Here is a 25,692-nt window from a genome sequence, read left to right on the forward strand (position 1 = left end):
ACAAACAAACTATGGCGCGAAACGCTGTCATGCTACTCTATACAGCAACGTATGTTTGCCATAAAAGCAATGATAGCTCGGAAATAACCAGACGTTCCAGCGAGGATAGCCAAATGATAGGCCAGCTGAAGGCGTCAATAATTCATCGATCTTTTATCTTTGATGAATTGGTTATGACTAACTTCAGTATATATAAATTAATGTTGTGAGACGAGTCAGATAACAAAACTGGACGTTCACAAATAATTATATTTTTAATATAGGTATTGTAATGGCACTTATTATCACTATTTAGCATCACTGTCCGTCATAAGCAAAAGCACAGATAAGCGTACTTTTCTTTTATAGTAATAAGTGTGGTTCATAAATCAGTACTGAACAGAATACGATTGAGTTTTTATAGCATTAAGTATTTAGATGTCTCACATACAACAGATTACACAATAATAAGCACGATTCCATTCATTTATCTATCAAATAGACGATTATTATGAATAGTATAACTAAAGAAGCCGCAAGCCTAGGACATACAGAACTGGCTGCTGACAACGCCAGCTATATAGAAGCTCTTTATGAGCAGTACCTAAACGATCCTGATAGCGTTGATACCGATTGGCAGACGTATTTTGAACAATACAAATCGCCAAACGATGCACAGCATAACGCTATTAAAGAACAGTTTTTGTTGCTTGCTCGCAACCAAACTGCTAATAAAGCCAGCACTCAAGCGCCTGCTGAAAATGCAGGCTTAGCCGACTGTGCTAACCCTAAACAAATGGGTGTACAACAGCTGATTTCAGCTTACCGTCGCCGTGGTCATCGCCGCGCCAAGCTTGATCCGTTAAATCTACATCCACGTGCAGAAGTGGAAGATTTGACCCTTGCTTATCATAATCTTTCAGAAGCTGATCTTGATACAGTATTTCCTACCAATGATTTGAACATCGGTAAAGACGAAGCGCCTTTACGTGAAATCATCGAAATTATGGAACGTGTTTACTGCCGTTACATTGGTACTGAATACATGCACGTTACCACCAGTACTGAAAAACGCTGGATGGAAAAGTATCTAGAAACCAACTTAGGTTACATCAAGTTTGATAAAGAAAAGCGCTTATCTATTCTTGAGCGGCTCACAGCAGCTGAAGGTCTAGAAAAATACTTAGCACGTAAATATACGGGCGTTAAGCGTTTCGGACTAGAGGGCGGCGAAAGCTTTATCCCTGCTATTAATGAAATCATTCAACGTGCAGGCGGCTATGGCACTAAAGAGATGGTCATTGGTATGGCTCACCGTGGTCGCCTAAACCTATTGGTCAATATCTTAGGTAAAAATCCTGCGGACTTGTTTGACGAGTTTGATGGTAAAGTACAGCCAGAAAAAGGCTCAGGTGACGTTAAATACCATAATGGTTTTTCATCAAACGTGATGACGCCAGGCGGTGAAGCGCATTTGGCTTTGGCATTTAACCCATCACATCTTGAGATTGTCGCACCGGTATTGCAAGGCTCTGTACGTGCCCGTCAGGTGCGCCGCAACGATCAGCCGCTATTGGATAATAAAGGTGGTAATTCAGTATTGCCAATCGTTATTCATGGTGATGCTGCGTTTGCTGGTCAAGGCGTGGTTCAAGAAACGTTCCAAATGTCACAAACCCGTGCTTATACCACTGGTGGTACTGTACATATTGTGATCAATAACCAAGTCGGTTTCACGACCAGCCGCCAAGAAGACGTGCGTTCGACTGAGTACTGTACTGACGTTGCAAAAATGGTACATGCACCTATCCTACATGTGAATGGTGATGATCCTGAGTCGGTCGTGTTTGCCGCGCAGTTAGCATTAGATTACCGTCATGAGTTTGATAAAGACATCATTATCGATCTGTTCTGCTATCGCCGTAATGGTCATAATGAAGCCGATGAGCCGTCAGCGACTCAGCCACTCATGTATGCAGTTATCAAGAAGCTACCAACGACTCGTACGATTTATGCACAAAAACTTATCGAAGACGGTATTTTGAATGCTGAAGAAGAAAAGCAGTATGAAGATGACTATCGTGAGTCTTTAGACCGTGGTGACTATGTTGCAAACTCATTGGTTAATGAGCCTAACGAAGAATTGTTCGTCGATTGGAAACCTTATTTAGGTCACGATTTGGTGGATGATTGGGATACCAGTGTCGACATCGAGATTCTAAAAGGTTATGGACGTCGTATGGCGGAAATGCCAGAAGGCTATAAGTTACAACGCCAAGTCCAAAAAGTGGTTGAGCAGCGCTTAGCCATGCAGACAGGCGAAGAGCCATTAAACTGGGGTGCAGCTGAAACGTTGGCATACGCATCACTAGTCGATAACGATAAAGTATTGGTACGTATTACTGGTGAAGATGTGGGTCGCGGTACTTTCTCACATCGTCATAGCGAAATCTATAATATCAATGATGGCAGTATGTATGTGCCATTGGCTCATATGAGTGACACTCAAGCCCGCTTTGCTACTTATAACTCATTATTGTCAGAAGAAGCGGTATTAGCCTTTGAATATGGTTATGCAACGACAGTACCAAATGCCTTGATCGTCTGGGAAGCGCAGTTTGGTGACTTCGTCAACGGCGCGCAGGTAGTGATTGACCAGTTTATCTCAAGTGGTGAAACCAAGTGGCAGCGCGTTTGTGGTCTAACTATGTTATTACCACATGGTTTTGAAGGTCAAGGTCCTGAGCATTCATCTGCTCGTCTTGAGCGTTTCTTACAGCTATGTGCTGAAGACAATATGCAAGTAATAACGCCGACGACACCTGCACAGATCTACCATGCGCTACGTCGTCAAGCAGTTCGCCCAATTCGTAAGCCATTGATTGTCATGTCGCCGAAGAGTTTACTACGTCATAAGCTAGCCACTTCAAATCTTGAAGAGCTGGCGAATGGTAAGTTTGAAACGGTACTGCCAGAGATGGACAACCAAAATGCAGACAAAGTCACTCGTATGGTGCTTTGTGGTGGTAAAGTTTACTATGACCTATTAGAGCAACGCCGCGCATTAGGTCTAGATCATGTCGCTATTGTCCGTATTGAGCAGCTCTACCCATTACCAGAGCAGCGTTTGATGGCTGAGATTGAAAAATATAGCAACTTGGCTGAGATCGTTTGGACACAAGAAGAGCCGCTGAACCAAGGCGCTTGGTATTATTTAGCACCGCATATGTTCCGTATCGTCGTACCACACCCAACCAAGGCGAAAGTCATGGAGCCAGTGGCGCGTCCTGCAAGTGCAGCACCTGCTACAGGGTCACCGAAACTGCATGCTCAGCAGCAGCAAGCGTTGATCGCTGGTGGTCTTGGTATCAGTGTCGATGAGTTGGCTAAGTAACAGATTATTGAAGATAAATGAATCAGGCGATAACAGTCAGTATGTTGTAATAAAATCTAGATAGTATTATCTAAGATCGCTATGCAAGATGGCACTGACTGCCTATCACGACTTAATAACAAATATGAATATCCCAATCTAAGGAGTATATCGATGGCTGATATCAAAGCCCCCGTTTTTCCAGAATCAGTTGCCGACGGTACTATCGTTGAGTGGCATGTCACTGAAGGTCAGCAAGTCAATCGTGATGACCTATTGGCTGAAATCGAAACTGATAAAGTCGTATTAGAAGTTGTGGCGCCTGATAACGGCGTTGTGACCAAAATCGTTAAGCAGGTTGATGATACCGTGTTGTCTGACGAGATCATTGGTCAATTCGAAGCTGGTGCAAGCGCCAGTGCAGATAATGCTCCTGCGGTAGATCCAGATCAACCAGCAGCGCCAGTACAAGCCAAGCAAGCAGCAGATGGTGGCGAGCCTGTCCAAGCAACAGATAAAAAAGACGAAGCGGATCATAAAGATCAAAGCCCAGCAGTTCGTAAAGCAGCGAAAGAGTCTGGCGTAGATCCTAAAGAAGTGGAAGGTAGTGGTCGCGGCGGTCGTGTGACCAAAACCGATATGGCTAACCCAACATTGAAAGCAGACAGCAGCATCAAATCTGATAGCGGCCGTCCAGTGGCTGAATCAATGGGTGAGCGTACTGAAAAACGTGTTCCAATGACACGTCTACGTAAGACAGTCGCCAATCGTCTGCTAGCAGCTTCACAAGAAACGGCGATGCTAACGACGTTTAACGAAGTGAACATGAAGCCATTAATGGACATGCGCGCTAAATATAAAGACCAGTTCGAAAAACGTCATGGCGTACGTTTAGGCTTTATGTCATTGTTCGTGAAAGCGGCAACCGAAGCACTTAAGCGCTTCCCAGCAGTAAACGCTTCACTAGACGGTGATGACATTGTTTATCATGGTTTCTACGATATCGGTGTTGCTGTATCATCTGACCGTGGTTTGGTTGTTCCAGTACTACGTGATACCGATCGCATGAGCATGGCGGACGTTGAAAGCCGTATCCGTGAGCTTGGTGGCTTGGCTCAAAAAGGTAAACTTGGTCTAGATGACATGACTGGTGGTACTTTCACTATTTCAAACGGTGGTGTATTTGGTTCATTGATGTCAACGCCTATTTTGAACCCACCACAAACGGCTATCCTAGGTATGCATGCGATCAACGACCGCCCAATGGCTGTTGATGGTAAAGTTGAAATTCTACCGATGATGTATCTTGCATTGTCTTATGACCATCGTATGATTGATGGTAAAGAAGCGGTACAGTTCTTAGTAACCATCAAAGAATTGGTTGAAGATCCAGCCATGTTGCTACTAGACCTGTAAGCTTTTAAGCTTGTATTGGCAACCGCTGATACAAGCTTTTTAACTTTAGTCTAAACAGTGGTGCTCGTTGTTTATTAATAAATAAGAATGTTTCACTGATGTGGTGTATTTACCGTAAAGTGAAAAAATTTGAACCAAAACATGGCTTATTTATTAACGAGACAATCCTCAGTTTAAATGATATTCACAATTAGAACGATAATTAGAAATAGGAACGTACTATGAAAGACAATTATGATTTAGTCGTCATCGGCGGCGGTCCTGGTGGTTATGAAGCCGCTATCCGTGCAGGTCAGTTAGGTATGAGCGTTGCTTGTATCGAAAAGCGTGTTTATAAAGGTGAGCCAGCACTTGGCGGCACTTGCTTAAACGTTGGTTGCATCCCATCAAAAGCACTACTTGATAGCTCGCATCGTTACGAAGCGACTAAGCATGACCTTGCTGAACATGGTATCAGCACTGGTGACGTTGCTATTGATATTGAGCAAATGATTGCTCGTAAAGAAGGCATCGTTAAGCAATTGACGGGCGGCGTTGCAGCATTATTAAAAGGCAATGGCGTTGATTGGCTACAAGGCTGGGGTACGCTGGTTGATGGTAAAGGCGCTGATAAAACCGTTAAATTTACTGCCCTTGCTGATGAAGCAGAAACGACTATCACGGCTAAAAACGTGATTCTTGCGGCAGGTTCTGTGCCGATCGATATCCCAGTTGCTAAAACTGATGGCGATCGTATCGTTGATTCTACTGGCGCACTTGATTTCACTTCAGTTCCTAAGCGTCTAGGCGTGATTGGTGCCGGTGTTATCGGTCTTGAGCTTGGTTCAGTATGGCGTCGCCTAGGCGCTGAAGTGGTTGTTTATGAAGCGTTGCCAAGTTTCTTAGCAGCTGCTGATAAAGACATTGCTAAAGAAGCGGGCAAAATGCTTAAAAAGCAAGGTCTTGATATCCGCGTTGATACCAAAGTAACCAATGCTGAAGTCAAAGGCGATCAAGTTGTCGTCACGAGCGAAACCAAAGGCGAGTCATCTGAAGAAAGCTTCGACAAACTGATCGTTTGTGTTGGTCGCCGTGCATACTCTGAGAAACTGCTTGGTGATGACAGTGGCATTCAATTGACTGAACGTGGTCTTATCGACGTGAATGATCAATGTAAAACCAATCTTGATGGTGTTTATGCCATCGGTGATTTGGTTCGTGGTCCAATGCTTGCACATAAAGCGATGGAAGAAGGCATGATGGCCGTTGAGCGCATTCATGGCGAAAAAGCCCAAGTCAATTATGACACGATCATTAACGTCATCTATACCCATCCAGAAATCGCATGGGTTGGTTTGACTGAGCAAGAAGCTGAAGCCGCTGGCTACGAAGTTAAAACAGGTTCATTCAACCTAGCAGCGAACGGCCGTGCATTGGCTCAAAGCGAAGCAGAAGGCTCTATCAAAGTCGTGGCTGATGCCAAAACAGATCGCCTATTAGGTATGCATGCTATCTCTGCTGGTGCTGGTGATATCGTCCATCAGGGTATGATTGCGATGGAATTTGTCTCTAGTATCGAAGATTTGCAGTTGATGACCTTTGCTCATCCAACCATTTCAGAAGCCGTGCATGAAGCTGCTCTGTCTGCTGATGGCCGTGCTATTCACGCCATTCAGCGTAAAAAGCGTAAGAAATAAGTCGTTAGTTTGATCAGTACCAACTTATAACCTGATCGCGGTGGGGTTGTTATGGCTTCCACCACGGTCATGAGTGCGCCATATGCTTGTCTAATATGTATATACGCGCACTTGTTTTCACTTTTTATTAATTGTAAAAAATAAAGGATACAATCAATGAATTTACATGAGTATCAAGCAAAAGAGCTATTAAAAAGCTATGGTTTGCCGATTCAAGAAGGCATTATTGCCTATAACGGCGACGAAGCTGCTGCTGCTTTTGATAAAACGCCAACAGACATTGCGGTTATTAAAGCGCAAGTACATGCTGGTGGTCGCGGTAAAGCGGGTGGCGTAAAGCTGGTTAAAACTCGTGAAGAAGCCAAGCAAGTTGCTGAAGAGCTAATCGGAACCAATTTGGTTACTTTCCAAACTGACGCTGATGGCCAACCAGTTAACTTCGTATTGGTTGCAGAAGATATGTACCCAGTACAAACTGAGCTATATCTTGGTGCAGTTGTTGATCGTTCTACGCGTCGCGTAACGTTCATGGCATCAACCGAAGGCGGCGTTGATATCGAAGAAGTCGCAAATGAGACACCAGAAAAAATCTTTAAAGTAAACGTTGATCCTTTAGTTGGTTTGATGCCTTTCCAAGCACGTGATGTGGCATTCAAACTAGGCTTAGAAGGCAAGCAAATCAATCAATTCGTTAAATTAATGACGGGCGCTTATCAAGCATTCATCGATAACGATTTTGCCTTGTTAGAAATCAACCCATTAGCCGTTCGTGAAAATGGCGAAATCGTTTGTGTTGATGGCAAAATTGGTATCGATTCAAACGCACTGTATCGTCTGCCTAAAATCGCAGCACTACAAGACAAGTCACAAGAAAATGAGCGTGAGCTTAAAGCGGCTGAGTTTGACCTAAACTATGTTGCTCTAGAAGGCAATATCGGTTGTATGGTTAACGGTGCTGGTCTTGCTATGGCAACGATGGACATCATCAAATTGTATGGCGGCAAGCCTGCTAACTTCTTGGACGTTGGTGGCGGCGCAACTAAAGATCGCGTTGTTGAAGCATTCAAGATTATTCTTGAAGACAGCAGCGTTGAAGGTGTTCTAATCAACATCTTCGGTGGTATCGTACGTTGTGACATGATTGCAGAAGCGATTATCGCTGCTATCAAAGAAGTTGACGTAAAAGTACCTGTTGTTGTCCGTCTAGAGGGTAACAACGCTGAAAAAGGCGCGCAAATCCTAGAAGAGTCTGGTCTGAAATTGATTTCTGCCCAAGGCCTATCAGATGCGGCTCAAAAAATTGTCGATGCTGTTAAAGCTTAATATATTTGAGGCATAGCCCTCTAAATATACGTGCTTAAACATAGTAGTCAACGCGTGATAGCAGCTTGTTGGTATAAATTTATCATTAACATTTAATGGATAACACATCATCAAGTGGCTATTGCAAGACAACCGAATACAAGGAATAAATAATGAGTGTATTAATCGATAAAGATACCAAAGTATTGGTACAAGGTTTTACGGGTAAAAATGGTACGTTTCACTCTGAACAAGCGATCGAATATGGTACTAAAGTCGTCGGCGGTGTAACCCCAGGTAAAGGCGGTCAAACGCATTTAGGCCTACCAGTATTCAACACGATGGCAGAAGCTATGGAAGCCACCCAAGCTGACGCTTCTGTTATCTATGTACCAGCACCGTTCGTACTAGATTCTATCGTTGAAGCGGTAGATGCTGGTGTTAAATTGATTATCGTTATTACTGAAGGCGTGCCTACTTTAGACATGCTAAAAGCAAAACGTTATATCGAAGAAGCTGAAGGCGTACGCATGGTTGGTCCTAACTGCCCAGGTGTTATCACGCCAGGTCAGTGCAAAATCGGTATCATGCCAGGTCATATCCATTTACCAGGTAAAGTCGGTATCATCTCACGCTCTGGTACATTGACTTATGAAGCCGTTGCTCAGACCACTAAGCTTGGTTTTGGTCAGTCAACTTGTATCGGTATCGGTGGTGATCCTATCCCTGGTATGAACCAAATTGATGCGTTGAAACTGTTCCAAGAAGATCCACAAACTGAAGCGATTATTCTAATCGGTGAGATCGGTGGTACTGCTGAAGAAGAAGCAGCTGCTTATATCAAAGACCATGTAACCAAGCCAGTCGTTGGTTATATCGCTGGTGTTACCGCTCCAGAAGGCAAGCGTATGGGTCATGCTGGCGCTATTATCTCTGGTGGTCAAGGTACTGCTGAAGAGAAATTCAAAGCGTTTGAAGATGCTGGTATCGCGTATACACGTGACCCATCTAAGCTTGGCGAGAAATTAAAAGAAGTTACTGGTTGGTAAGATAGGCATAAGTCTACAGTTTAACTACCAAAACTGCATTGCAAAGAAACAAAGACACCCCTACAATGGGGTGTCTTTTTTTGTCTCAAAAATAAATTTATGAAAAACAAGATACTAGTTACGGGCGGTGCGGGTTATATTGGCACACACACCTGTATCGCACTGCATGAAGTTGGGTATGATATTGTAGTTTACGACAACTTATCTAATAGTAGTCGTGAAGCAATCAATCGCATCTCGGCTCTCATTGGTCAACCTATTGATTTTATCGAAGGCGATATTCGCGATGCTGAGTCACTTAAACAAGTATTTTCGTTCCATCGTTTCTTCGGCGTGATTCACTTCGCTGGACTAAAAGCAGTTGGTGAATCTGTTGCCAAGCCATTGCTGTACTACAATAACAACGTCAGTGGTACCATTACCTTACTACAGGTGATGGCAGAGTATGATGTCAAAAACCTCGTTTTTTCTTCCTCTGCGACTGTTTATGGTGATCCCGAAACTCTACCTATCGATGAGAACTCAAAGCGCTCTTGTACCAATCCCTATGGTCAGAGCAAACTTGCCGTCGAGCACATATTAGAAGACCTTGCCGTATCCGATGACAGTTGGAACCTGATTCCTCTGAGATACTTTAATCCAGTAGGGGCGCATCCATCAGGTCAGATTGGCGAAGATCCAAATGATATACCGAATAATTTGATGCCTTATATCTCTCAAGTAGCTGTTGGTAAGCTTGTCAAACTTAATATTTTTGGTAATGACTATCCAACTATTGATGGTACTGGTGTGCGTGATTTTATCCATGTCACTGACTTGGCAACAGGTCATGTCGCTGCGTTAAATTATTTAGAGCGACAAGTGGCACCAGTAGGATTTTTACCGATTAATTTAGGCACTGGTAAAGGTACTTCTGTATTAGAGTTAGTAACGGCATTTTCTAACGTTTCTGGACAACCAATTCCTTATCAATTTGCAGACCGCCGCGCAGGTGACATTGCTAGTTGCTATGCAAGTGCTGATAAGGCAAAGGAGCTATTAGGCTGGGAGGCAAAACTATCTATCACTGACATGTGCCAAGATACATGGCGGTGGCAAAGCATGAATCCTAATGGGTATTATATAAAATAATTTATATCGAAAATATATTGTAATTAATAAGAGAACTTTATGATAAAAGTACTAAGCATTTTTGGCACACGTCCTGAAGCCATTAAAATGGCACCAGTGGTCAAAGCCTTAGAAGCTAACCCTAATATTCAATCATTAGTTTGTGTGACAGCACAGCATCGTGAAATGCTTGATCAGGTATTGTCGTTATTTGAGATCACACCTGATTATGACTTAGATATTATGAAGTCTGGTCAAAGTTTGACTCAAGCCAGTTCAAGAATGCTACTTGCTCTTGAACCTATTCTTGAAGAGTGTCAGCCAGATTTAGTATTGGTTCACGGTGATACCTCAACTACCTTATGCGGAGCGCAGGCTGCTTTTTATCAACAGATTCCTATTGGTCATGTAGAGTCTGGATTACGTACCTACAATATTTACTCTCCATGGCCAGAAGAAGCTAATAGACAACTAACCAGCATTATTACTAAACTACATTTTGCACCCACCAAAACGGCTGCTCAGCATCTATATGATGAACATAATAATCCTAACTTCATTTATGTCACTGGGAATACAGTCGTTGACGCACTATTAGATGTTAAAAATAAACTAGAAACTAATGAGATGCTGAGATTTGAATTACAGCAACAGTTCTCAGAATTAGACTTTACCAAGCGTCGTGTATTGATTACCGGGCATCGCCGAGAAAATTTTGGTGATGGTTTTGAGTCGATCTGCCAAGCAATTCAGGAGCTTGCTCAAAAATACCCAGATTATGAGTTTGTTTATCCTGTACATTTGAACCCCAATGTGAAAGAACCAGTTGGACGTTTATTACGTGGTCTTGATAATGTTAGGTTAATTCAACCGCAGGACTACCTACCATTCGTCTATTTGATGAGTACCAGTCATATTATCTTAACTGACTCTGGTGGTATTCAAGAAGAAGCTCCGTCGCTCGGTATTCCAGTTCTAGTGATGCGTGAAACAACTGAGCGTCAAGAGGCAGTTGAAGCAGGAACCGTTAAATTAGTTGGTACTCATCACGCTACTATTGTGGCTGAAGTTAGTAATCTCATTGAAAATGAGGCTTTATACTTAAAGATGAGTGAGGCACATAATCCGTACGGTGATGGGCAGGCTTCACAACGTATAGCAAAGACGATTGTTAATTTTTTTGGACATAAAGAAGCTTAGAAAATTGAATCGACTATGAATAAATTAAGTGAGAGAAAGATGAAAAATATTTGTGTGTTTGGTCTAGGATATATTGGTTTACCGACAGCCGCGATGTTCGCACATCATGGTGCCAATGTTATTGGTGTCGATGTTAATCCGCATGCGGTTGAAACGATTAATCAAGGCAAGATTCATATCGTAGAGCCAGGTTTAGAAGCAATTGTCAAAAAAGCTGTTGATAATGGTAAGCTTAAAGCTAGCCTTACACCAGTACACTCAGATGCTTATCTCATCGCAGTACCGACGCCTTTCAAAGGTGATGATCACGAACCTGATTTATCCTATATTCATGCTGTTAGTAAAGCATTAGCTCCTCTGTTAGAAAAAGGTGACGTGGTAATTCTAGAGTCAACCTCACCAGTGGGTGCCACTGAGAAAATGGTCGAATGGCTCGCTGAAGAGCGCCCTGATCTTACTTTTCCTAAGTATCATGAGCCTGAAAATGAAGCCGATATCTTTGTTGCTTATTGCCCCGAGCGTGTACTGCCAGGTAAGGTAGTAGAAGAGCTGATTTCAAATGATCGTATTATTGGTGGAATGACCAAAGAATCGACGGAAAAAGCCCAAGAAGTGTATCGTATATTCGTAGAAGGTGATTTGCTCGCAACCAACTCTCGCACTGCTGAAATGGCAAAGCTCACTGAAAACGCCTCTCGTGATGTGAGTATTGCTTTTGCTAACGAGCTCTCTATCATATCTGATAAATTAGATATTAACGTATGGGAACTGATTGAGCTGGCCAATCATCATCCACGGGTGAACATTCTACAGCCTGGTGCTGGAGTCGGGGGTCATTGTATCGCTGTGGACCCTTGGTTTATCGTTAATCAAAACCCAGACGAAGCTAAGATTATTCGTGCTGCACGTGAGATAAATGATAATAAGCCTAACTGGGTTATTGGAAAAATTAAGGGCGAGGTAGACAAGTTAAAAAAGCAAGGGATTGATAAGCCGACAGTAGCGTTATTAGGTTTAGCATTTAAACCTGATATTGATGATTTACGTGAGAGCCCTGCAGTTCATATTGCGAGACTAATGCTAAAAGACTTATCCGTTAATATGCTGTTCGTTGAGCCTAATATTGATAAACTACCGAAAGACTTAGAATTAGGGACACTTATTTCTCTAGGGGAAGCAGTTCATTCAGCAGATTTGTTGGTTATCTTAGTCGCTCATAATGAATTTAAGACATTATCAGCTAGAGATAGAACATTCTTGTTAGATATAGCTGGAATATTCCGTTAAAAGGAGCAGTGTAAATATGAAAATTTTTAAGAGTTTTAAATTTTATAATGAATCTGAAAATATTAACGAAAAGAACTCGCAATATATATCATATAGGTTATTTAATTTAATACAAAAACTGAAAAGACGGAATATTACTAGTACAGATTTTATCGCTAAAATTTTAATACTTCATCTTAGGAGTGAAGGGGTAAAGCATGGTTCAGAGAAATACAACATTATTATAAATAAGGCTTTAAGAATAATAGAAGAGACGAATAATATTGATAACCTTATATCGATAATTGAAGATAAAAATATTGATAGTATAAAATTCACAAGATATTTAAAGAAACTAGATAAAAATAAAATAGTACAAGATGGTAAAGTGAACGAGGTTTGGGCTAATATATCTTTTCCAAACAACACAAGTAATTATTTTTCTTTATCTGAATATGCAAATGGGAAATATAGATTCTTGATTACGCATCAGAACGATGAAGTATTTAAAAATAAAAAAGCATTAATTCTTTTTTTTGGTGAATTCCCAACTTATATAAGGAAAGAAAAAGGCCTTCTTTTAGGAGATTCAAATAATCAAGCTTTTTGTTATATGGGTTCGGGATCAAAGAAGGATGGATTATACTATCAAGACTTTTATATGGAAATTGATGAGAAAATAAAAAAGGCTCAGTTGTTTTTTTATTCACCTATTGCAAACTTGAATATTGATAGTTTTGTCATAGAAAATTGTGCTCTCGTTAAAAATGAGATTGGTGAAGGCGCTTCTGAAAAAAACAATGTATGGTCAAATATTAATTTAAATAACATTAATACTGAAAGTATAGAGTTCTTGTTATATGCAGATATAAATGCAAATGTCGTTGATGGCTCTTCTGTATGGTTTTCATCAATGGCAAGCATATTAGCATCTAAAGGCAAAACAGCAGTAATCATAAAAGAAAACCTCAGGCATGATCAAGTTGTTTCAAATATTGAAAACAGCCAAAACATACAGCTAATCACACCTGAAAAGGTAGGGTATGATGGTATATTCAATATAGAAAAAGGTGTGGATTTATTAAGGAAAATTGATGACATTTCTCCTAACATAAGAATTGTTGTCGTTAGAGGGTGCGAAGTAGCTTATCAAATTTCTCAAACCAGACAGTTTTTTAATAGGTTAGCTAGCTATATTACCGATTTTTATAGTATAGAAGACAATAAATTACTGATAAATGAAGATAAAGCAGAAAAAATAAAATTGATTAGTAATCGTTCAGCATATTTTCTCACACAGACTCAACAAATTAAAAATGAATTAAATAAGATTGTTGAATGTAAGATTAATTATATTGATATTCCACCGCCAATTAATGATAAGTTCTTTAACTCCACTTATTCGAGCGTTGAAAAAATAGAAGATAATAACCCATTAGAAGATAGAGTAATAAAAATAGGGTATGCGGGTAAAATAACTCCAGGTTGGGGAGTGTTGGAATTATTCGAGTTTGTTGAAAATTTGAAAAACGAAGGTGTAAATGTACAGCTTTATATGGCAGCAAATAAAATATCTTCACCCACTAATTTACAAGAATTTCGACAACAAATACAAAGTTGGTTTAATAAGCTTAATATAAATTACTACAATGACTTCAATAGAGAGCAAAGCCTTGAAATGCTTTCTAAAATGGATTTTATATGGTGTTTTAGACCAGCTAATTTTGAAAATTCTACATTAGAATTATCAACGAAGTTAGTGGAATCTGTTGCGATTGGTGGTAGATGTTTGTGTTATCCAAGTGCTATTAATATCAAATCATTGGGAAGAAATTATCCTTTTTTTATTAAGGACTATCATGATTTCAAAATAGTATTGGGTAAAAATAAATTGCAGCTTGATACTAATTTTTCTAAAAAGATTCAGAAAAATCATTCATTAAAAAATATTAGTGAAAATTTCCATAGCTATTTTCCATCAGAATCTTTATCTAAAAATAAGCTACTCTTCGCAAGCCATGACTTTAAGTTTATTGATGCATATATTTCATATTTGAAATCACAACACGTACCTGTACGAAAAGAGGTTTGGGAATGGGGTGGTCATAAGAATGAGAAGCAGTTATTAGAAAGCTATAATTGGGCGGATACGATATTTTGTGAGTGGGGTTTAGCTAACGCTGTTTGGTATTCTAAAAACAATAGTAATAATAAGCCAATATATATTAGGATGCATGCTCAAGAAGTAAGAGCAAGAGCCCAAAAATTCGGCAATCAGATTGAAGTGAATAATATAGAAAAAATCATTTTTGTTTCTCAAAACATACGTGAGCAAGCTATTGATATTTTTGACTATCAAGAAAATAAGACTAACTTTATTCCCAACTTCGTCATGGATGATGAGTTTTATTTTAGTAAAAAAAATAAAGGTAAAAATAGCGTAGTTTTAGGTTTGCTCGGGTTTGTTCCACAAACAAAGCGATTGGATCGAGCTGTATTACTTTTAGATTCTCTGCGTAAGTCTGGAGTTGATGCAACGCTGAGTGTAAAAGGTCATAGACCTGAAGAGCTGGAATTTATGCATGCACCTTCACGAGTCAAGGAGTTAGATCATTATTATGATACATATAAAATGATAGAAGATCTCAAGCTAAGTGATTATGTTGATTTTGAAGGATGGAGTGCTAATGTGCGTAGTTGGTATGAAGGCATAGATATTATTTTATCTCCTTCGGAGAATGAATCATTTCACTATGCAATAGCTGACGGTGTGCTATCGGGGTGCTTGCCTGTGATATGGAACTGGAAAGAGGCAGATGTTATTTATCCTAAAAATTGGGTAATCAATAATATTAACGAAGCACAAGAGCTAATTAAGAGTTATATGAGTAATAATAATATCAATAATCTTAAGGCCGAAAATAGACTTCATTTAACTAATGAGTATAGTTTCAAAGTGATAAGTAATCATCTGAATAGATTTATTCTTTAAAAATTATATAGAAAATTAAACTCTTTACTACAATTTTTTTGGCTGATTTTATGAGTATTTTTAGTGTTCAATCTGATTTAATAGAAAGTATTATTGATTCTTATCTTTCACCAAATGATAAGAATATGCATAAAATATTTATGCCTCTGTCTCAGTATCCAAAAATTTATGGTCTAAAAGTTAATAATATATATAATGAAATTATTGTAGAGAATATTATCTCATTTAATCTTGAATTTGTAGTTGAAGATGAAAATCAGTACGATATAGAAATATCGATTGGTGAGGTTAATTTAAAACTGATTAAAAATATTGGTGACAAAAGAGGGAAGGTTCATCATTTAGAAAGACAAATTGCATCATTACCTATTCAAAAACATTTTACTATTTGCATGCGTATAGTAAATAATGAGTTGTACTTAGCGATTAATGAAAGAAGGTTGTTTTCTTTAAGAGAAAATGTAACTGATTTTGAAATAAAATGGTTGTTTATTAAAGTTCACAGTACGAGCATATCCTTATTAAGCCAACAGTTTTATGATGAAACATGGAATCTAAAGGTTAAAGAGTTTGGATACTTAAATAATACTGTTAGCAATGAGATCTATAATACCTCACCTAAGTATGTTCTTCTTTGGGAACATAGATCTAAAGAGCTTTATCATGCGCTATTAATAGCGTGTGAGCTCATAAATAAAAAAGCTAATATAAGTAGTGATTTAGAAAAAAAGATATTTAGCTTTGCAGATTTAGTATTTAAAATCCTTACTGCTTGGCCGAAATGGCGACCAAGTAGTTATACATCGCTAGGTGAAGGGACATGGGAGACAAACAACTGGTGTAATGGCTATATTCCAGGTGCATATGCACTGGCTTCAAAAATATTACAAAAAGAGAGCTTTGATGATTTCTTTACTAAAGGAATAGACTGGCTGGTTGATAAAAGAAACGTTCAAGATATTAGAATGATCGAGAAATTTCCTCCCGTAGTTCATTGGGTTAATAGATCCACTAATCATGGAATTGTTATACTGTCTACGATACTAGTTGGGGCGTGCGTACTAGGGGTTTTTAAGAATGAAAAAGTTGATTTACTGTACAATGATCTCAAAGAAATTATAGCTAAATCTTTTGCAGATGGAAGTTATCTTGAGAGTGTTTCATATTTCCAATTCGTTGCTCTAGAGTTAATACCATTATTTCATTATCTTTCTAAGTTGACATCATTAACATTAGCAGAGCTTGGAGATAGCGAATTTAAAGAGTTGTCTTCATCATTGATTTTCATTAATGCTGTTACTAACCAGAATACAGGGAAATATTTTGCAGTTTATGGAGATTGTGAACCTAACCCTAAATGGTTTGTTTCTGTTTTAAAGTTTGTGATTCAACTAAATGGAACGGAAGGTAAGTTAGACTTTGATTTTGATACTTCTAATGGGAAAAATGAGCTTTATTACCAATTCTTGAACTACGAGAATCGAGTAGTTAAAAGAACTGATAGAGTTAAAAGTATACATACTCAATATCATGTTTTTGAAATTAATGGTTTTACTTGCATCAAACATTATAATTTAGAAAATAATTTTTATCTTTGGATAAATGGTTCGAAGTTACATAAGACCCATAATAAAGATAACGACTTGGGTTCTTTTTATCTAGATGATAGCAAGGGTAATTTATTTATAAAAAAACAAGGACTAGATATAAGGAATCATAACGTTGTTTTAATTAAAGAATTACTGATTAATGATATAGTGGTTTCAGCTGAAGATTTGGATATTAATGAGTATAAATTACCCAGAAATATAAATGGTAATATTGCAAAGTTAATAGAAAATAATGATCTATATGTTTTTAAGCACGAAACTTATTCGTATTTTATCTATAGAGACTCACCCCTAATAAAAGAACATATTAGGTATTATGTAATATTAAAAGAAAGCAAATTCAACTTAATTATAGTGGATAAGATTGTATCTCCAAACCAGATAATTCCTGAAGCTAAATTTCATTTAAATCTACATGAGAGTTTTTATCGGAATGAGGTGGATGGTAGTCTGGGAAATCATAGTTTTCTAATAAGTAGCATTGGTGATAATATTGAACTCATTGATGGTTGTATTTCAAACACTAGTTCTGATTTTTCAAATAATCATTGTCTGATTACCTTTATAAGATGCATTAATAGTAGTATCAAAGAAGCCGATATTATAACTATTCTTAGAGAGCATAGTATCATTGATTAATCAATGTTTTTATATTAATAATTTCATAGTGGTCATTTAGTAGACTCTATAATGACATGATTTGGATGAGATTTAGTAATGACGAAAAGATATATCCGTCTGAAAGAACTAAAGCCTGGCTTGCTTAATAATTATGTACCAAGTGATGAGTACTTAATTAATACCAAGTTACAGAAAAATGAAATATATTTAGCTAAAACTAATTCTGATGGTAACCAAGATAGTATTTGGGGTTTTAAGTCAGAAAATAATGTTTTTCTGTTAGGGGATTCTTCAGTAGAGTCTATCTATTTAAGACTAAGCATGAAACCTCAATCTATTTTAGAAAGAATGCTTTTAGAGAATGGCTTTGAATATTCTGTGTATAATTTAGGTGTATCTGGCTCTCAAACACTTAATATCGTTAACTTAATTATTAATAAATTAGGTAATAAGCCAGGATCTACTTTAGTTGTTTCTATACCTAGTAACGACGAAGGTGCATTAGATCTTAAAAATAACTATTTCAGTGATCATTGGAGGTACTCTTCTATAGTACCAGCTTTTAACAGGATCTCAACCCGCGCAGAAAAAATTGATTATGAACCTTTTGAAAAGAATATAAAGATGATTATTGCGTTATGCGATATCTTAAATTTAAAGCTTTTTATGACATCAATAATTTATAATGGTGAAAATACCGTTTATGAGAAATTAAATAAAATAGCATCAGAAGTTTGTTCACATAAAAAAGTTCCATTTATTAACTTTGAGCCTGTTTTTAAAGAAGGTAAGGATTATTTCTATGACAGTCTGCATCTTCTGCCGTCAGGGAGTATTTATTATTCTGAGGGTGTGTTTGACGCTATAAATTCTACTTTAGTGTCTAATAGCTTAGCTTATCTATCTATCTATGATATATGTAATGATATGGTTTTGACTAACACAATGATTTGGTCTGAGAGTATAAAGCTGCTAATTGGTAGTACTATTAGAGTTATCATTGATGCTGATTTTCCTATGGATTCTTCTAGCAAGCAAATGCTGTTATCTATTGATTATGGGAAGGAAGATATTCAGAGTGAACTACCTAAGTCTGAGAATAGTGAAATAGGCTACTTCAAGTATATATCTGCACCTGCTGGCAAGAGGGTGGAACTGTTAATTGATTTAAAAGTTCCAAATGGCTGTGAGAAAATACGTTTCGGACTAAGAAGTTGGAAGAGTCAGCAGGTAAGAGTTATAAAAGCATCTGTTTCTGTAGTTAATGCATGATTAATTTAATAATTAAATAGGTGCAACTAGTGCGTGTCATCAATTCAGCCAGATGACATAAGAAACTAGATAAATTGCACTGAGTAAATGACTACCTAACTTATCTTAGCGAGTAGCAATCGCACGGTAGTGTTTAATCTTGGCGAAGAAGTTCTCGATCATATGCCTCGCTTTATAAAGCTCTTTATCAAAGACTCTTGGCTGTAGTCGGTGACACTTAGACGGTATAACTGCAGTGCCTTGTAGCGCTTTGATCTTTCTAGTGACATGTACATTACCGTCGTAAGGTCTATCAGCAAGACAGACTTAGCTAATACTCACATCGAGCAGTTCATCTGATCCATATAGGTCTTGAGACACGCTCTCTGTTAGATAAAAGCCAGTAGGATTACCTAGCGCATCAGTGTGAGTATGTATTTTAGTCGTTAGTACACACTTACTGCTTCCAATGGCTTTATCCCTTTTTTCAGCGCTGTCCTAATGTGCTATTAACAATAGTAGCATCTAGCATGGCATGTTCATCATCTGATTGTTCAGATAGCTGATTAAATATCTGATCCCATATGCCTTTTTTTTATGAGAACTTAAAGACTAGGGCGTGTTGAACATTGGGAATAAAACGATGGCAAAAAAATAGCAAACGGTTAGTCTTTAAGTTCTCACACAAAAAAGACCTCGTTTGCTATGCCTCGTACAATGCTCAAAGATCAACACTGGACAAGACTAAGACCTATATTACTAGAACTTAATATCTATGACAAAGGAAATCTTAGACAAACAGTCGAAGGCGTATTATATCGTATGCGTGTTGGCTGTCCTTGGCGTGATCTGCCACCTTACTTTGGTAAGCCTAATACCGTCTACAAGGCTTATCAGCGCTGGTTTCGTAGCAATAAACTGATTGCACTGTTCGCTTTATTAATTAAAGACTCAGACTGTGAATGGGTATTTATCGATGGCACACACATTAAAGCGCATCAGCACAGTAATGGTAGCAATGAGGTGGAACAAGCCATTAGTAAAAGTGTGGCAGGACGCGCCACCAAGATTCATTTAGCGGTTGATGCTCACGGTAATCCTATTACTTTTATCTTATCAGATGGCACGACTCACGATGTAAAGGTAGCACCAGATTTAGTGGATAAGATTAATTTAAGTGGTACAGACATGCTATGTGCCGATAAGGGCTATGATTCTGATCCGCTGCGAGACCATATTGAACAAGCGGGTTGCTTCAATAATATTCCTAGAAAACAGAATACTAAGTTCACCAATAACCATATGGACTGGCACTTGTACAAGGCTCGGCACTTAGTAGAAAATGCTTTTGCTAAGTTAAAAAACTACAGGGCGGTTGCAACTAGATTTGATAAGCTCAAACAAAGTTATGAGAACACAGTGGCTCTCGCTTGTGCCTATATCTGGCTGAAATTATGAATGTTCAACACGCCCTAACTGTTTGCTATTTTTTTGCCATCAATTTATTAACAATGTTCAATACGCCCTAGTATAACTTATCCTAAAATAACTGTGCTAATTGATTACACGTCCTAACTATACTAATTAAGATGTAAGAACTGTTTGACTAAAACCGACTATAGAAAAATGATATAATCAATAATATTGTATTTAAGAGTTTTAAGCATGTATCCATTAACTTCCAAAGACCTTAAAATAGCAGTAATTACGGATGAACTCACTGCTATATCTTTAGTTAAAGAAAAAGATACTAAAGTTAAATATATAGCGAATAACAACTGGCATTGGTTGTTTAAAGTAAATAAACCTGACATCATCCTAGTCGAATCAGCATGGCGAGGCTACAAAGACAAGTGGCGTTATAAGATTGCCAATTATCCCGACTACCCTGGACGTAACAATGTCGAGTTGCGCAAGCTCCTAGAGCTAGCAGATAAATACAATATTCCTGCCGTATTTTGGAATAAAGAAGACGGTGCTCACTTTAACCGTTTCATTGACTCTGCCAGTCTATTCAAGTACGTGCTAACCGTTGATGAAAACTGTGTTGAGCGCTACCAAGCTATTTTGGGTAATAGTGTGAAAGTAGGGGTGCTGCCTTTTGCAGTGCAGCCTAAGTTTCATCATCCCACTGATTTTCCACCTCGCTATAATGAAAGTCTGTTTGTTGGTAGTTATAGTCATCATATTCACAATGCGCGCCAGCAATGGCAGGATATGGCGTTTACTACAGCCTCTCCTTATGGACTGACCATCGTTGACCGTAACTCTGATCGTAAGTCTGATGTCTATCGTTACCCTGACCTACCAAATATGACTATCAAGCCTGCTGTGCCCTACGACCAGACGGGTGAGCTTTTTAGACAGTACTCGCACTGCCTTAACGTCAACACCGTGACCGACTCTCCAAGTATGTTTTCCCGCCGTCTGATTGAGATTATGGCATGTGGGAGACTGGCAGTGACCAATCCTAGCTTATCGGTCAGTACCCGCTTTGAAGGGATGTGCGAAGTCATTGATAGCAAAGAGCAGGCAGATAAATTGTTCGCACAGTTATCTAAAGGCTATACTAAACAACAGGTAGAGATGATGCGCTATGCCAGTGACCATGTATTGCAAAACTATACTTATGATCAATGGATAAAGCACATTGTAGAATTTATTGAATTATAAGTAATGGAACTAAAATGACCGATTTTAACGTGCTATTTTTATCTAAATCTTCTTTTAATACAGTTTAAAAATTATGAAAAAAATCACCCACGCCGTTATCCCTGTTGCAGGCTTTGGTACACGTATGTTGCCATTGTCTAAATCTGTGCCAAAAGAGCTATTGCCACTTGGTAACCGTCCCGCTATTCACTATGTGGTTGAAGAGGCGATTGCTGCTGGTATTAAGCATATTGTCTTGGTTGGTCATGCACAAAAGAGCGCGATTGAAAATTATTTCGATATCAATGCTGAGCTGGACAACCAGCTGCGTCATAAAGGTAAGGATGAGCTAGCCGATAGCTTGAACTGGCTACCAGACGATGTGACAGTTTCGATGATACGTCAAGGTAAGGCGTTAGGTTTGGGTCATGCGGTACTCGCGGCTCGCCCCATTATTGGTGAGCATGATTTTGCCGTATTGTTGCCCGACGTTGTGCTTGATCCTTTTACGGGCGACATGGCTACTGAGAACTTAGCCTTTATGATTGATGCTTTTGCTGAAGACAACCATTCACAGATATTGGTTGATAAAGTCGCTGATGAAGATGTGCATAAATATGGTATTGCTAAGCTGAGTGATACCAGCAATATTGATGATCAAATAGACATAAATGCCAGCTTTAAAGTCGCGGGATTTATAGAAAAGCCTAACTTAGCCGATGCTCCTTCTAAGTTAGCAGTCGTTGGTCGTTATGTCTTTAGCAATCACATTTTTGACTATTTGGCCAATACCGAAGCCTCGGTCGGTGGTGAAATTCAGCTGACCGATGCGATTGATGCCTTGATTAGTGAATACGGCGTGAATGTCACAACCATGCGTGGCGACAGCTATGATGCAGGCGATATGCGCTCATATATGCAAGCATTTATCTATTTTGCCGAGCAGCAATTAGCAGAAGATGAATAGCTGATGGCTGAGATAAAGGGCAATAGCGCTTATAACAGTGCTCGAAACTCTACATACTGGCAGCAGCTACAAATGCTAGCAAAGCAGCCATGGTCACTGGCAGCTTTGTTTGCACAAGATGACAGTCGTGCAACGCGCTTTAGCATGCAAGCTGGCGCGCTATATATGGACTATAGCAAGCAATGTATTGACGAGCAGGTACTGGCAAGTCTTTTGCAGTTAGCAGAAAGCTGTGAATTGTCCACAAGGATTGATGCACTTATGCAAGGTGCGATGGTCAATACTAGCGAGGAGCGTGCTGCCTTGCATACAGCACTACGATTGCCAGAGTCTGCCAAACTAGACGTTGATGGGCAAAATGTCGTCGCTGATGTGCATGATAGTCTATCGCAAGTAGCACGTTTATCTGAACGTGTCCGTAGTGGTACATGGCGCGGATTTTCTGGTCAAGCTATTACGGATGTGGTCAATATTGGCGTTGGTGGCTCTGATCTTGGCCCGCTTATGGCGACGACCGCGCTAGATGAGTGGGCAGATACCGACATTGAAGTACATTTCGTCTCTAATATGGACGGTACTCAGCTTGATAACTTGCTCAAGCACCTCAATCCTGAGACCACCTTGTTTATTATTTCATCTAAATCCTTTGGTACGGTTGATACGTTATCTAATGCTAAAACAGCATTATCATGGCTGCTTGCCACTGCCAAGCGGCGTGCAGGTACTGAAGACAGTGTGCTACGCCGCCATTTTATTGGTATCTCCGCTAACAGCGAAAAAATGAGTGCTTGGGGTATTCATCCTGAGCATCAGCTACAGCTTTGGGAATGGGTTGGTGGGCGTTTTTCTTTATGGTCGGCGATTGGATTGGCGATTGCCATTCGTATCGGCATGGCAGGGTTTAAAGCGTTATTAGCTGGTGCGCATAGTATGGATGAGCACTTTGCTCAGGCTGATTTTGCAGAAAATTTACCAGTATTGTTGGGTTTACTTGCTGTTTGGAACAGTACCTTTTTACAAGTGAATGCTCATACCGTATTGCCCTATGATGGTCGGCTTAGCTATTTACCAAGCTACTTAACCCAGCTTGAGATGGAGAGTAATGGTAAATCAGTGACTCAACACGGTGATCATATTGATTATGATACTTGCCCAATTTTATGGGGCGAGATTGGCTCTAACGCGCAGCATGCCTTTTATCAGTTGCTACATCAAGGCACACAGCAGGTGTCTTGTGACTTTATCGCTTGTGTGCGCCGCTATAGTGGTCAATCGCAAAATGCGCCATTACAGCAGCAGCATGAGCTGTCTTTGGCCAATTGTCTAGCACAGAGCCGAGTGCTGGCTTTTGGTAATGCCGCGCTTCAAGAGTCTGAGGTTCAAGTAGCTTCTGCCGCTGATAAATACAAATATTACCGTGGCAATCAGCCTTCAACTACGCTACTTATCGACGAGCTAACGCCGCACAGTTTGGGAGCACTGATTGCGCTTTATGAACATAAAGTCTATGTCATGGCCAGCATTTGGGATATTAACCCGTTTGATCAATGGGGCGTCGAGATGGGCAAGCAAATGGCAGAGTCCGTACATCAAGCCATGCAGCAAGCAGGTGAGAGTCAGTTTGACAGCTCCACTAACCAGCTGTTAAAACATATTCAGCAGCTGTCTTGATCGTTTTGCTACTAAGTCAATAATCATTAAAGGTGAACGCATGAGCGCTGTTTCTATAAATGACAATACACCTAAATATACGCATGAATCTAGATCACAAAGCACTGCAAGCAAGGAAGTTTGTGTGCTTATTGGTCATAGCATTGAGGCCATTACTAGCGCCGTGGTGCTGGCAAGTCTAGGTCAGCGCGTGCATCTTTATGCAGATATTGAGCTATTGACGCAGCAAATACAGCAATACGGCTTTGAGCATCATTTACAAGCACTGTGGCAGATGTATGAGCAGCAGCAGGTTATTATCAATACAGCATTACCGGCTAGCGCTGACACGTTAATACAGTATTATGAAACGACAAATTTTAGCGACAGTCGTCACATCAATGAGAGCAATGAGGTTAGTAAGGTTGACGACCAAAGCACCGTTGCGCTTTATTGGTTATTTTTAGACAGTATCAAGCCAGTATGGGCAGAAGCCAGCTGGATTACCGCATTCAACCATAGCCATCGGCAATCGCTACCCGTGATTATAAGTGGCATTGAGAAACTAGGGGTTGTCTCAGCACTGGCTCAGCGTTTACAGCGCGCGTGGGTCTACTATGTGCCGTTTGTATTCTTGCAAGACGTTGATGCTTATAGCTCAATGTTAAATCCTTCACTATGGTTGCTTGGTGAAAAAACAGCCAACAGTAGCCAGCATCTAGAAGTATTGAAGCCGTTAATGCAGCATGCGCGTGCCGCTCATCACGCTGATATCGCAACGATAGAGTTTGCCCGTAGCAGTATCATGGCGATGCTGGCGACGCGAGTGAGTTTTATGAATGAGATGTCACGCTTGGCGGACAGTCAACAGGTAGATATCAAGCAAGTCAGTCGTATCATGGGGCTAGACGCGCGGGTCGGCAGCAGTTATCTGCAAGCAGGCTGGGGCTTTGGTGGTAACACACTACCCACCGAACTGGCTAAGTTACAGCAGTCCAGTCAAACGCACAGTTTAGATATGCCACTGTTGCAGTCAGTCATGCACATCAACGAAGACCAAAAAGAGCTGATATTCCGCAAATTCTGGCAATATTTTGATGGTTTTATTGACAATAAAACGGTGATGATTTGGGGCGGTAGTTATAAATCAGGCTCAGGACGTACCGCAGGCTCAGCCATACATCCATTACTAGCGTTATTATGGTCTTATAATATTCGTACTTTGGTGTATAGCGATAAAGCACAAGATGAGATTGCCATGCTTTATCAGCAGCAATCATTACTGCAATTGATTAATACTCCTTATCAGCAGCTAAATGCCGCACAGGCGATTTTTATCGTTAGTTGGTCGCCACAAGATCAACTAGATATTGCCAAGCTTAATCAGCAAGCCATGCCAATATTTGATGCGCAAAATGCACTGACACGATTGCAGATCGATAGTCTGGTAGGCGACTATATGGGCATTGGTCGGTCTAAATAGCTTTATCCAAGTTTGTCAGTTGCTAAAAAAGCTCGTTGACAATTATCAGCGAGCTTTTTTAATTTTTAATCGAATTTGTACGTATTAAATCGTAC

At 39.6% G+C, this 25,692-nt stretch carries 16 protein-coding genes; all 16 read left to right on the forward strand.

All coding sequences use genetic code 11. The features are described 5' to 3' along the window. Positions 1–490 precede the first annotated feature (490 nt). The 16 genes from Q6344_00655 to Q6344_00730 all read left to right on the forward strand — a co-directional run bounded on the left by Q6344_00655 (position 491) and on the right by Q6344_00730 (position 25,597). Complete coding sequence (locus Q6344_00655; protein WLG13899.1) at positions 491–3,373, forward strand: 2-oxoglutarate dehydrogenase E1 component; 2,883 nt, start codon at positions 491–493, stop codon at positions 3,371–3,373. A 153-nt stretch (positions 3,374–3,526) separates the two neighbouring features. Then, positions 3,527–4,768 (forward strand): 2-oxoglutarate dehydrogenase complex dihydrolipoyllysine-residue succinyltransferase, encoded by a 1,242-nt coding sequence (gene odhB, locus Q6344_00660; GenBank protein ID WLG13900.1) that lies wholly within the window; start codon positions 3,527–3,529, stop codon positions 4,766–4,768. Between the two features lie 221 nt (positions 4,769–4,989). Beyond that, positions 4,990–6,444, forward strand: coding sequence for a dihydrolipoyl dehydrogenase (lpdA, locus tag Q6344_00665; GenBank protein WLG13901.1), 1,455 nt, complete (start codon positions 4,990–4,992; stop codon positions 6,442–6,444). Between the two features lie 156 nt (positions 6,445–6,600). Next, complete coding sequence (gene sucC / locus Q6344_00670) at positions 6,601–7,767, forward strand: ADP-forming succinate--CoA ligase subunit beta (protein ID WLG13902.1); 1,167 nt, start codon at positions 6,601–6,603, stop codon at positions 7,765–7,767. A 152-nt stretch (positions 7,768–7,919) separates the two neighbouring features. Next, entirely contained in the window at positions 7,920–8,795 is an 876-nt protein-coding gene (sucD, locus tag Q6344_00675) for a succinate--CoA ligase subunit alpha (protein ID WLG13903.1), read from the forward strand. 99 nt (positions 8,796–8,894) lie between these two features. Then, positions 8,895–9,926 (forward strand): UDP-glucose 4-epimerase GalE, encoded by a 1,032-nt coding sequence (galE, locus tag Q6344_00680; GenBank protein WLG13904.1) that lies wholly within the window; start codon positions 8,895–8,897, stop codon positions 9,924–9,926. A 39-nt stretch (positions 9,927–9,965) separates the two neighbouring features. Continuing rightward, positions 9,966–11,105 carry a UDP-N-acetylglucosamine 2-epimerase (non-hydrolyzing) gene (gene wecB, locus Q6344_00685; protein ID WLG13905.1) on the forward strand — a complete coding sequence of 380 codons (1,140 nt, stop codon included), beginning with the start codon at positions 9,966–9,968 and terminating at the stop codon, positions 11,103–11,105. Between the two features lie 39 nt (positions 11,106–11,144). Beyond that, positions 11,145–12,392, forward strand: a complete 1,248-nt coding sequence (wecC, locus tag Q6344_00690) for a UDP-N-acetyl-D-mannosamine dehydrogenase (protein ID WLG13906.1) — start codon at positions 11,145–11,147, stop codon at positions 12,390–12,392. A 16-nt stretch (positions 12,393–12,408) separates the two neighbouring features. Beyond that, positions 12,409–15,363 (forward strand): hypothetical protein, encoded by a 2,955-nt coding sequence (locus tag Q6344_00695; protein WLG13907.1) that lies wholly within the window; start codon positions 12,409–12,411, stop codon positions 15,361–15,363. 50 nt (positions 15,364–15,413) lie between these two features. Further along, positions 15,414–17,612: a hypothetical protein gene (locus Q6344_00700; protein WLG13908.1), complete on the forward strand. Its 2,199-nt coding sequence runs from the start codon at positions 15,414–15,416 to the stop codon at positions 17,610–17,612. A 78-nt stretch (positions 17,613–17,690) separates the two neighbouring features. Then, positions 17,691–18,866 carry an SGNH/GDSL hydrolase family protein gene (locus tag Q6344_00705; protein WLG13909.1) on the forward strand — a complete coding sequence of 392 codons (1,176 nt, stop codon included), beginning with the start codon at positions 17,691–17,693 and terminating at the stop codon, positions 18,864–18,866. Between the two features lie 684 nt (positions 18,867–19,550). Next, positions 19,551–20,303, forward strand: coding sequence for an IS5 family transposase (locus Q6344_00710; GenBank protein ID WLG13910.1), 753 nt, complete (start codon positions 19,551–19,553; stop codon positions 20,301–20,303). Positions 20,304–20,510: 207 nt separating this feature from the next. Next, positions 20,511–21,518 carry a glycosyltransferase gene (locus Q6344_00715; protein ID WLG13911.1) on the forward strand — a complete coding sequence of 336 codons (1,008 nt, stop codon included), beginning with the start codon at positions 20,511–20,513 and terminating at the stop codon, positions 21,516–21,518. Between the two features lie 73 nt (positions 21,519–21,591). Beyond that, entirely contained in the window at positions 21,592–22,464 is an 873-nt protein-coding gene (locus Q6344_00720; GenBank protein ID WLG13912.1) for a UTP--glucose-1-phosphate uridylyltransferase, read from the forward strand. A 3-nt stretch (positions 22,465–22,467) separates the two neighbouring features. Further along, entirely contained in the window at positions 22,468–24,135 is a 1,668-nt protein-coding gene (gene pgi, locus Q6344_00725; protein ID WLG13913.1) for a glucose-6-phosphate isomerase, read from the forward strand. 40 nt (positions 24,136–24,175) lie between these two features. Continuing rightward, positions 24,176–25,597, forward strand: coding sequence for a UDP-glucose/GDP-mannose dehydrogenase family protein (locus Q6344_00730; GenBank protein WLG13914.1), 1,422 nt, complete (start codon positions 24,176–24,178; stop codon positions 25,595–25,597). Positions 25,598–25,692: the final 95 nt, after the last annotated feature.

The organism is Psychrobacter cibarius, from assembly GCA_030686115.1.
Lineage (GTDB): Bacteria > Pseudomonadota > Gammaproteobacteria > Pseudomonadales > Moraxellaceae > Psychrobacter > Psychrobacter cibarius_C.

Bases quoted from the DNA above. Each gene is read 5' to 3' on its own strand.
- Q6344_00700 (WLG13908.1), top strand. From the start codon at position 15,414: ATGAGTATTTTTAGTGTTCAATCTGATTTAATAGAAAGTATTATTGAT.
- Q6344_00705 (WLG13909.1), top strand. From the start codon at position 17,691: ATGACGAAAAGATATATCCGTCTGAAAGAACTAAAGCCTGGCTTGCTT.
- Q6344_00730 (WLG13914.1), top strand. From the start codon at position 24,176: ATGAGCGCTGTTTCTATAAATGACAATACACCTAAATATACGCATGAA.
- pgi (WLG13913.1), top strand. From the start codon at position 22,468: ATGGCTGAGATAAAGGGCAATAGCGCTTATAACAGTGCTCGAAACTCT.
- sucC (WLG13902.1), top strand. From the start codon at position 6,601: ATGAATTTACATGAGTATCAAGCAAAAGAGCTATTAAAAAGCTATGGT.
- Q6344_00710 (WLG13910.1), top strand. From the start codon at position 19,551: ATGCCTCGTACAATGCTCAAAGATCAACACTGGACAAGACTAAGACCT.
- wecB (WLG13905.1), top strand. From the start codon at position 9,966: ATGATAAAAGTACTAAGCATTTTTGGCACACGTCCTGAAGCCATTAAA.
- sucD (WLG13903.1), top strand. From the start codon at position 7,920: ATGAGTGTATTAATCGATAAAGATACCAAAGTATTGGTACAAGGTTTT.
- odhB (WLG13900.1), top strand. From the start codon at position 3,527: ATGGCTGATATCAAAGCCCCCGTTTTTCCAGAATCAGTTGCCGACGGT.
- wecC (WLG13906.1), top strand. From the start codon at position 11,145: ATGAAAAATATTTGTGTGTTTGGTCTAGGATATATTGGTTTACCGACA.
- lpdA (WLG13901.1), top strand. From the start codon at position 4,990: ATGAAAGACAATTATGATTTAGTCGTCATCGGCGGCGGTCCTGGTGGT.
- galE (WLG13904.1), top strand. From the start codon at position 8,895: ATGAAAAACAAGATACTAGTTACGGGCGGTGCGGGTTATATTGGCACA.
- Q6344_00715 (WLG13911.1), top strand. From the start codon at position 20,511: ATGTATCCATTAACTTCCAAAGACCTTAAAATAGCAGTAATTACGGAT.
- Q6344_00720 (WLG13912.1), top strand. From the start codon at position 21,592: ATGAAAAAAATCACCCACGCCGTTATCCCTGTTGCAGGCTTTGGTACA.
- Q6344_00655 (WLG13899.1), top strand. From the start codon at position 491: ATGAATAGTATAACTAAAGAAGCCGCAAGCCTAGGACATACAGAACTG.
- Q6344_00695 (WLG13907.1), top strand. From the start codon at position 12,409: ATGAAAATTTTTAAGAGTTTTAAATTTTATAATGAATCTGAAAATATT.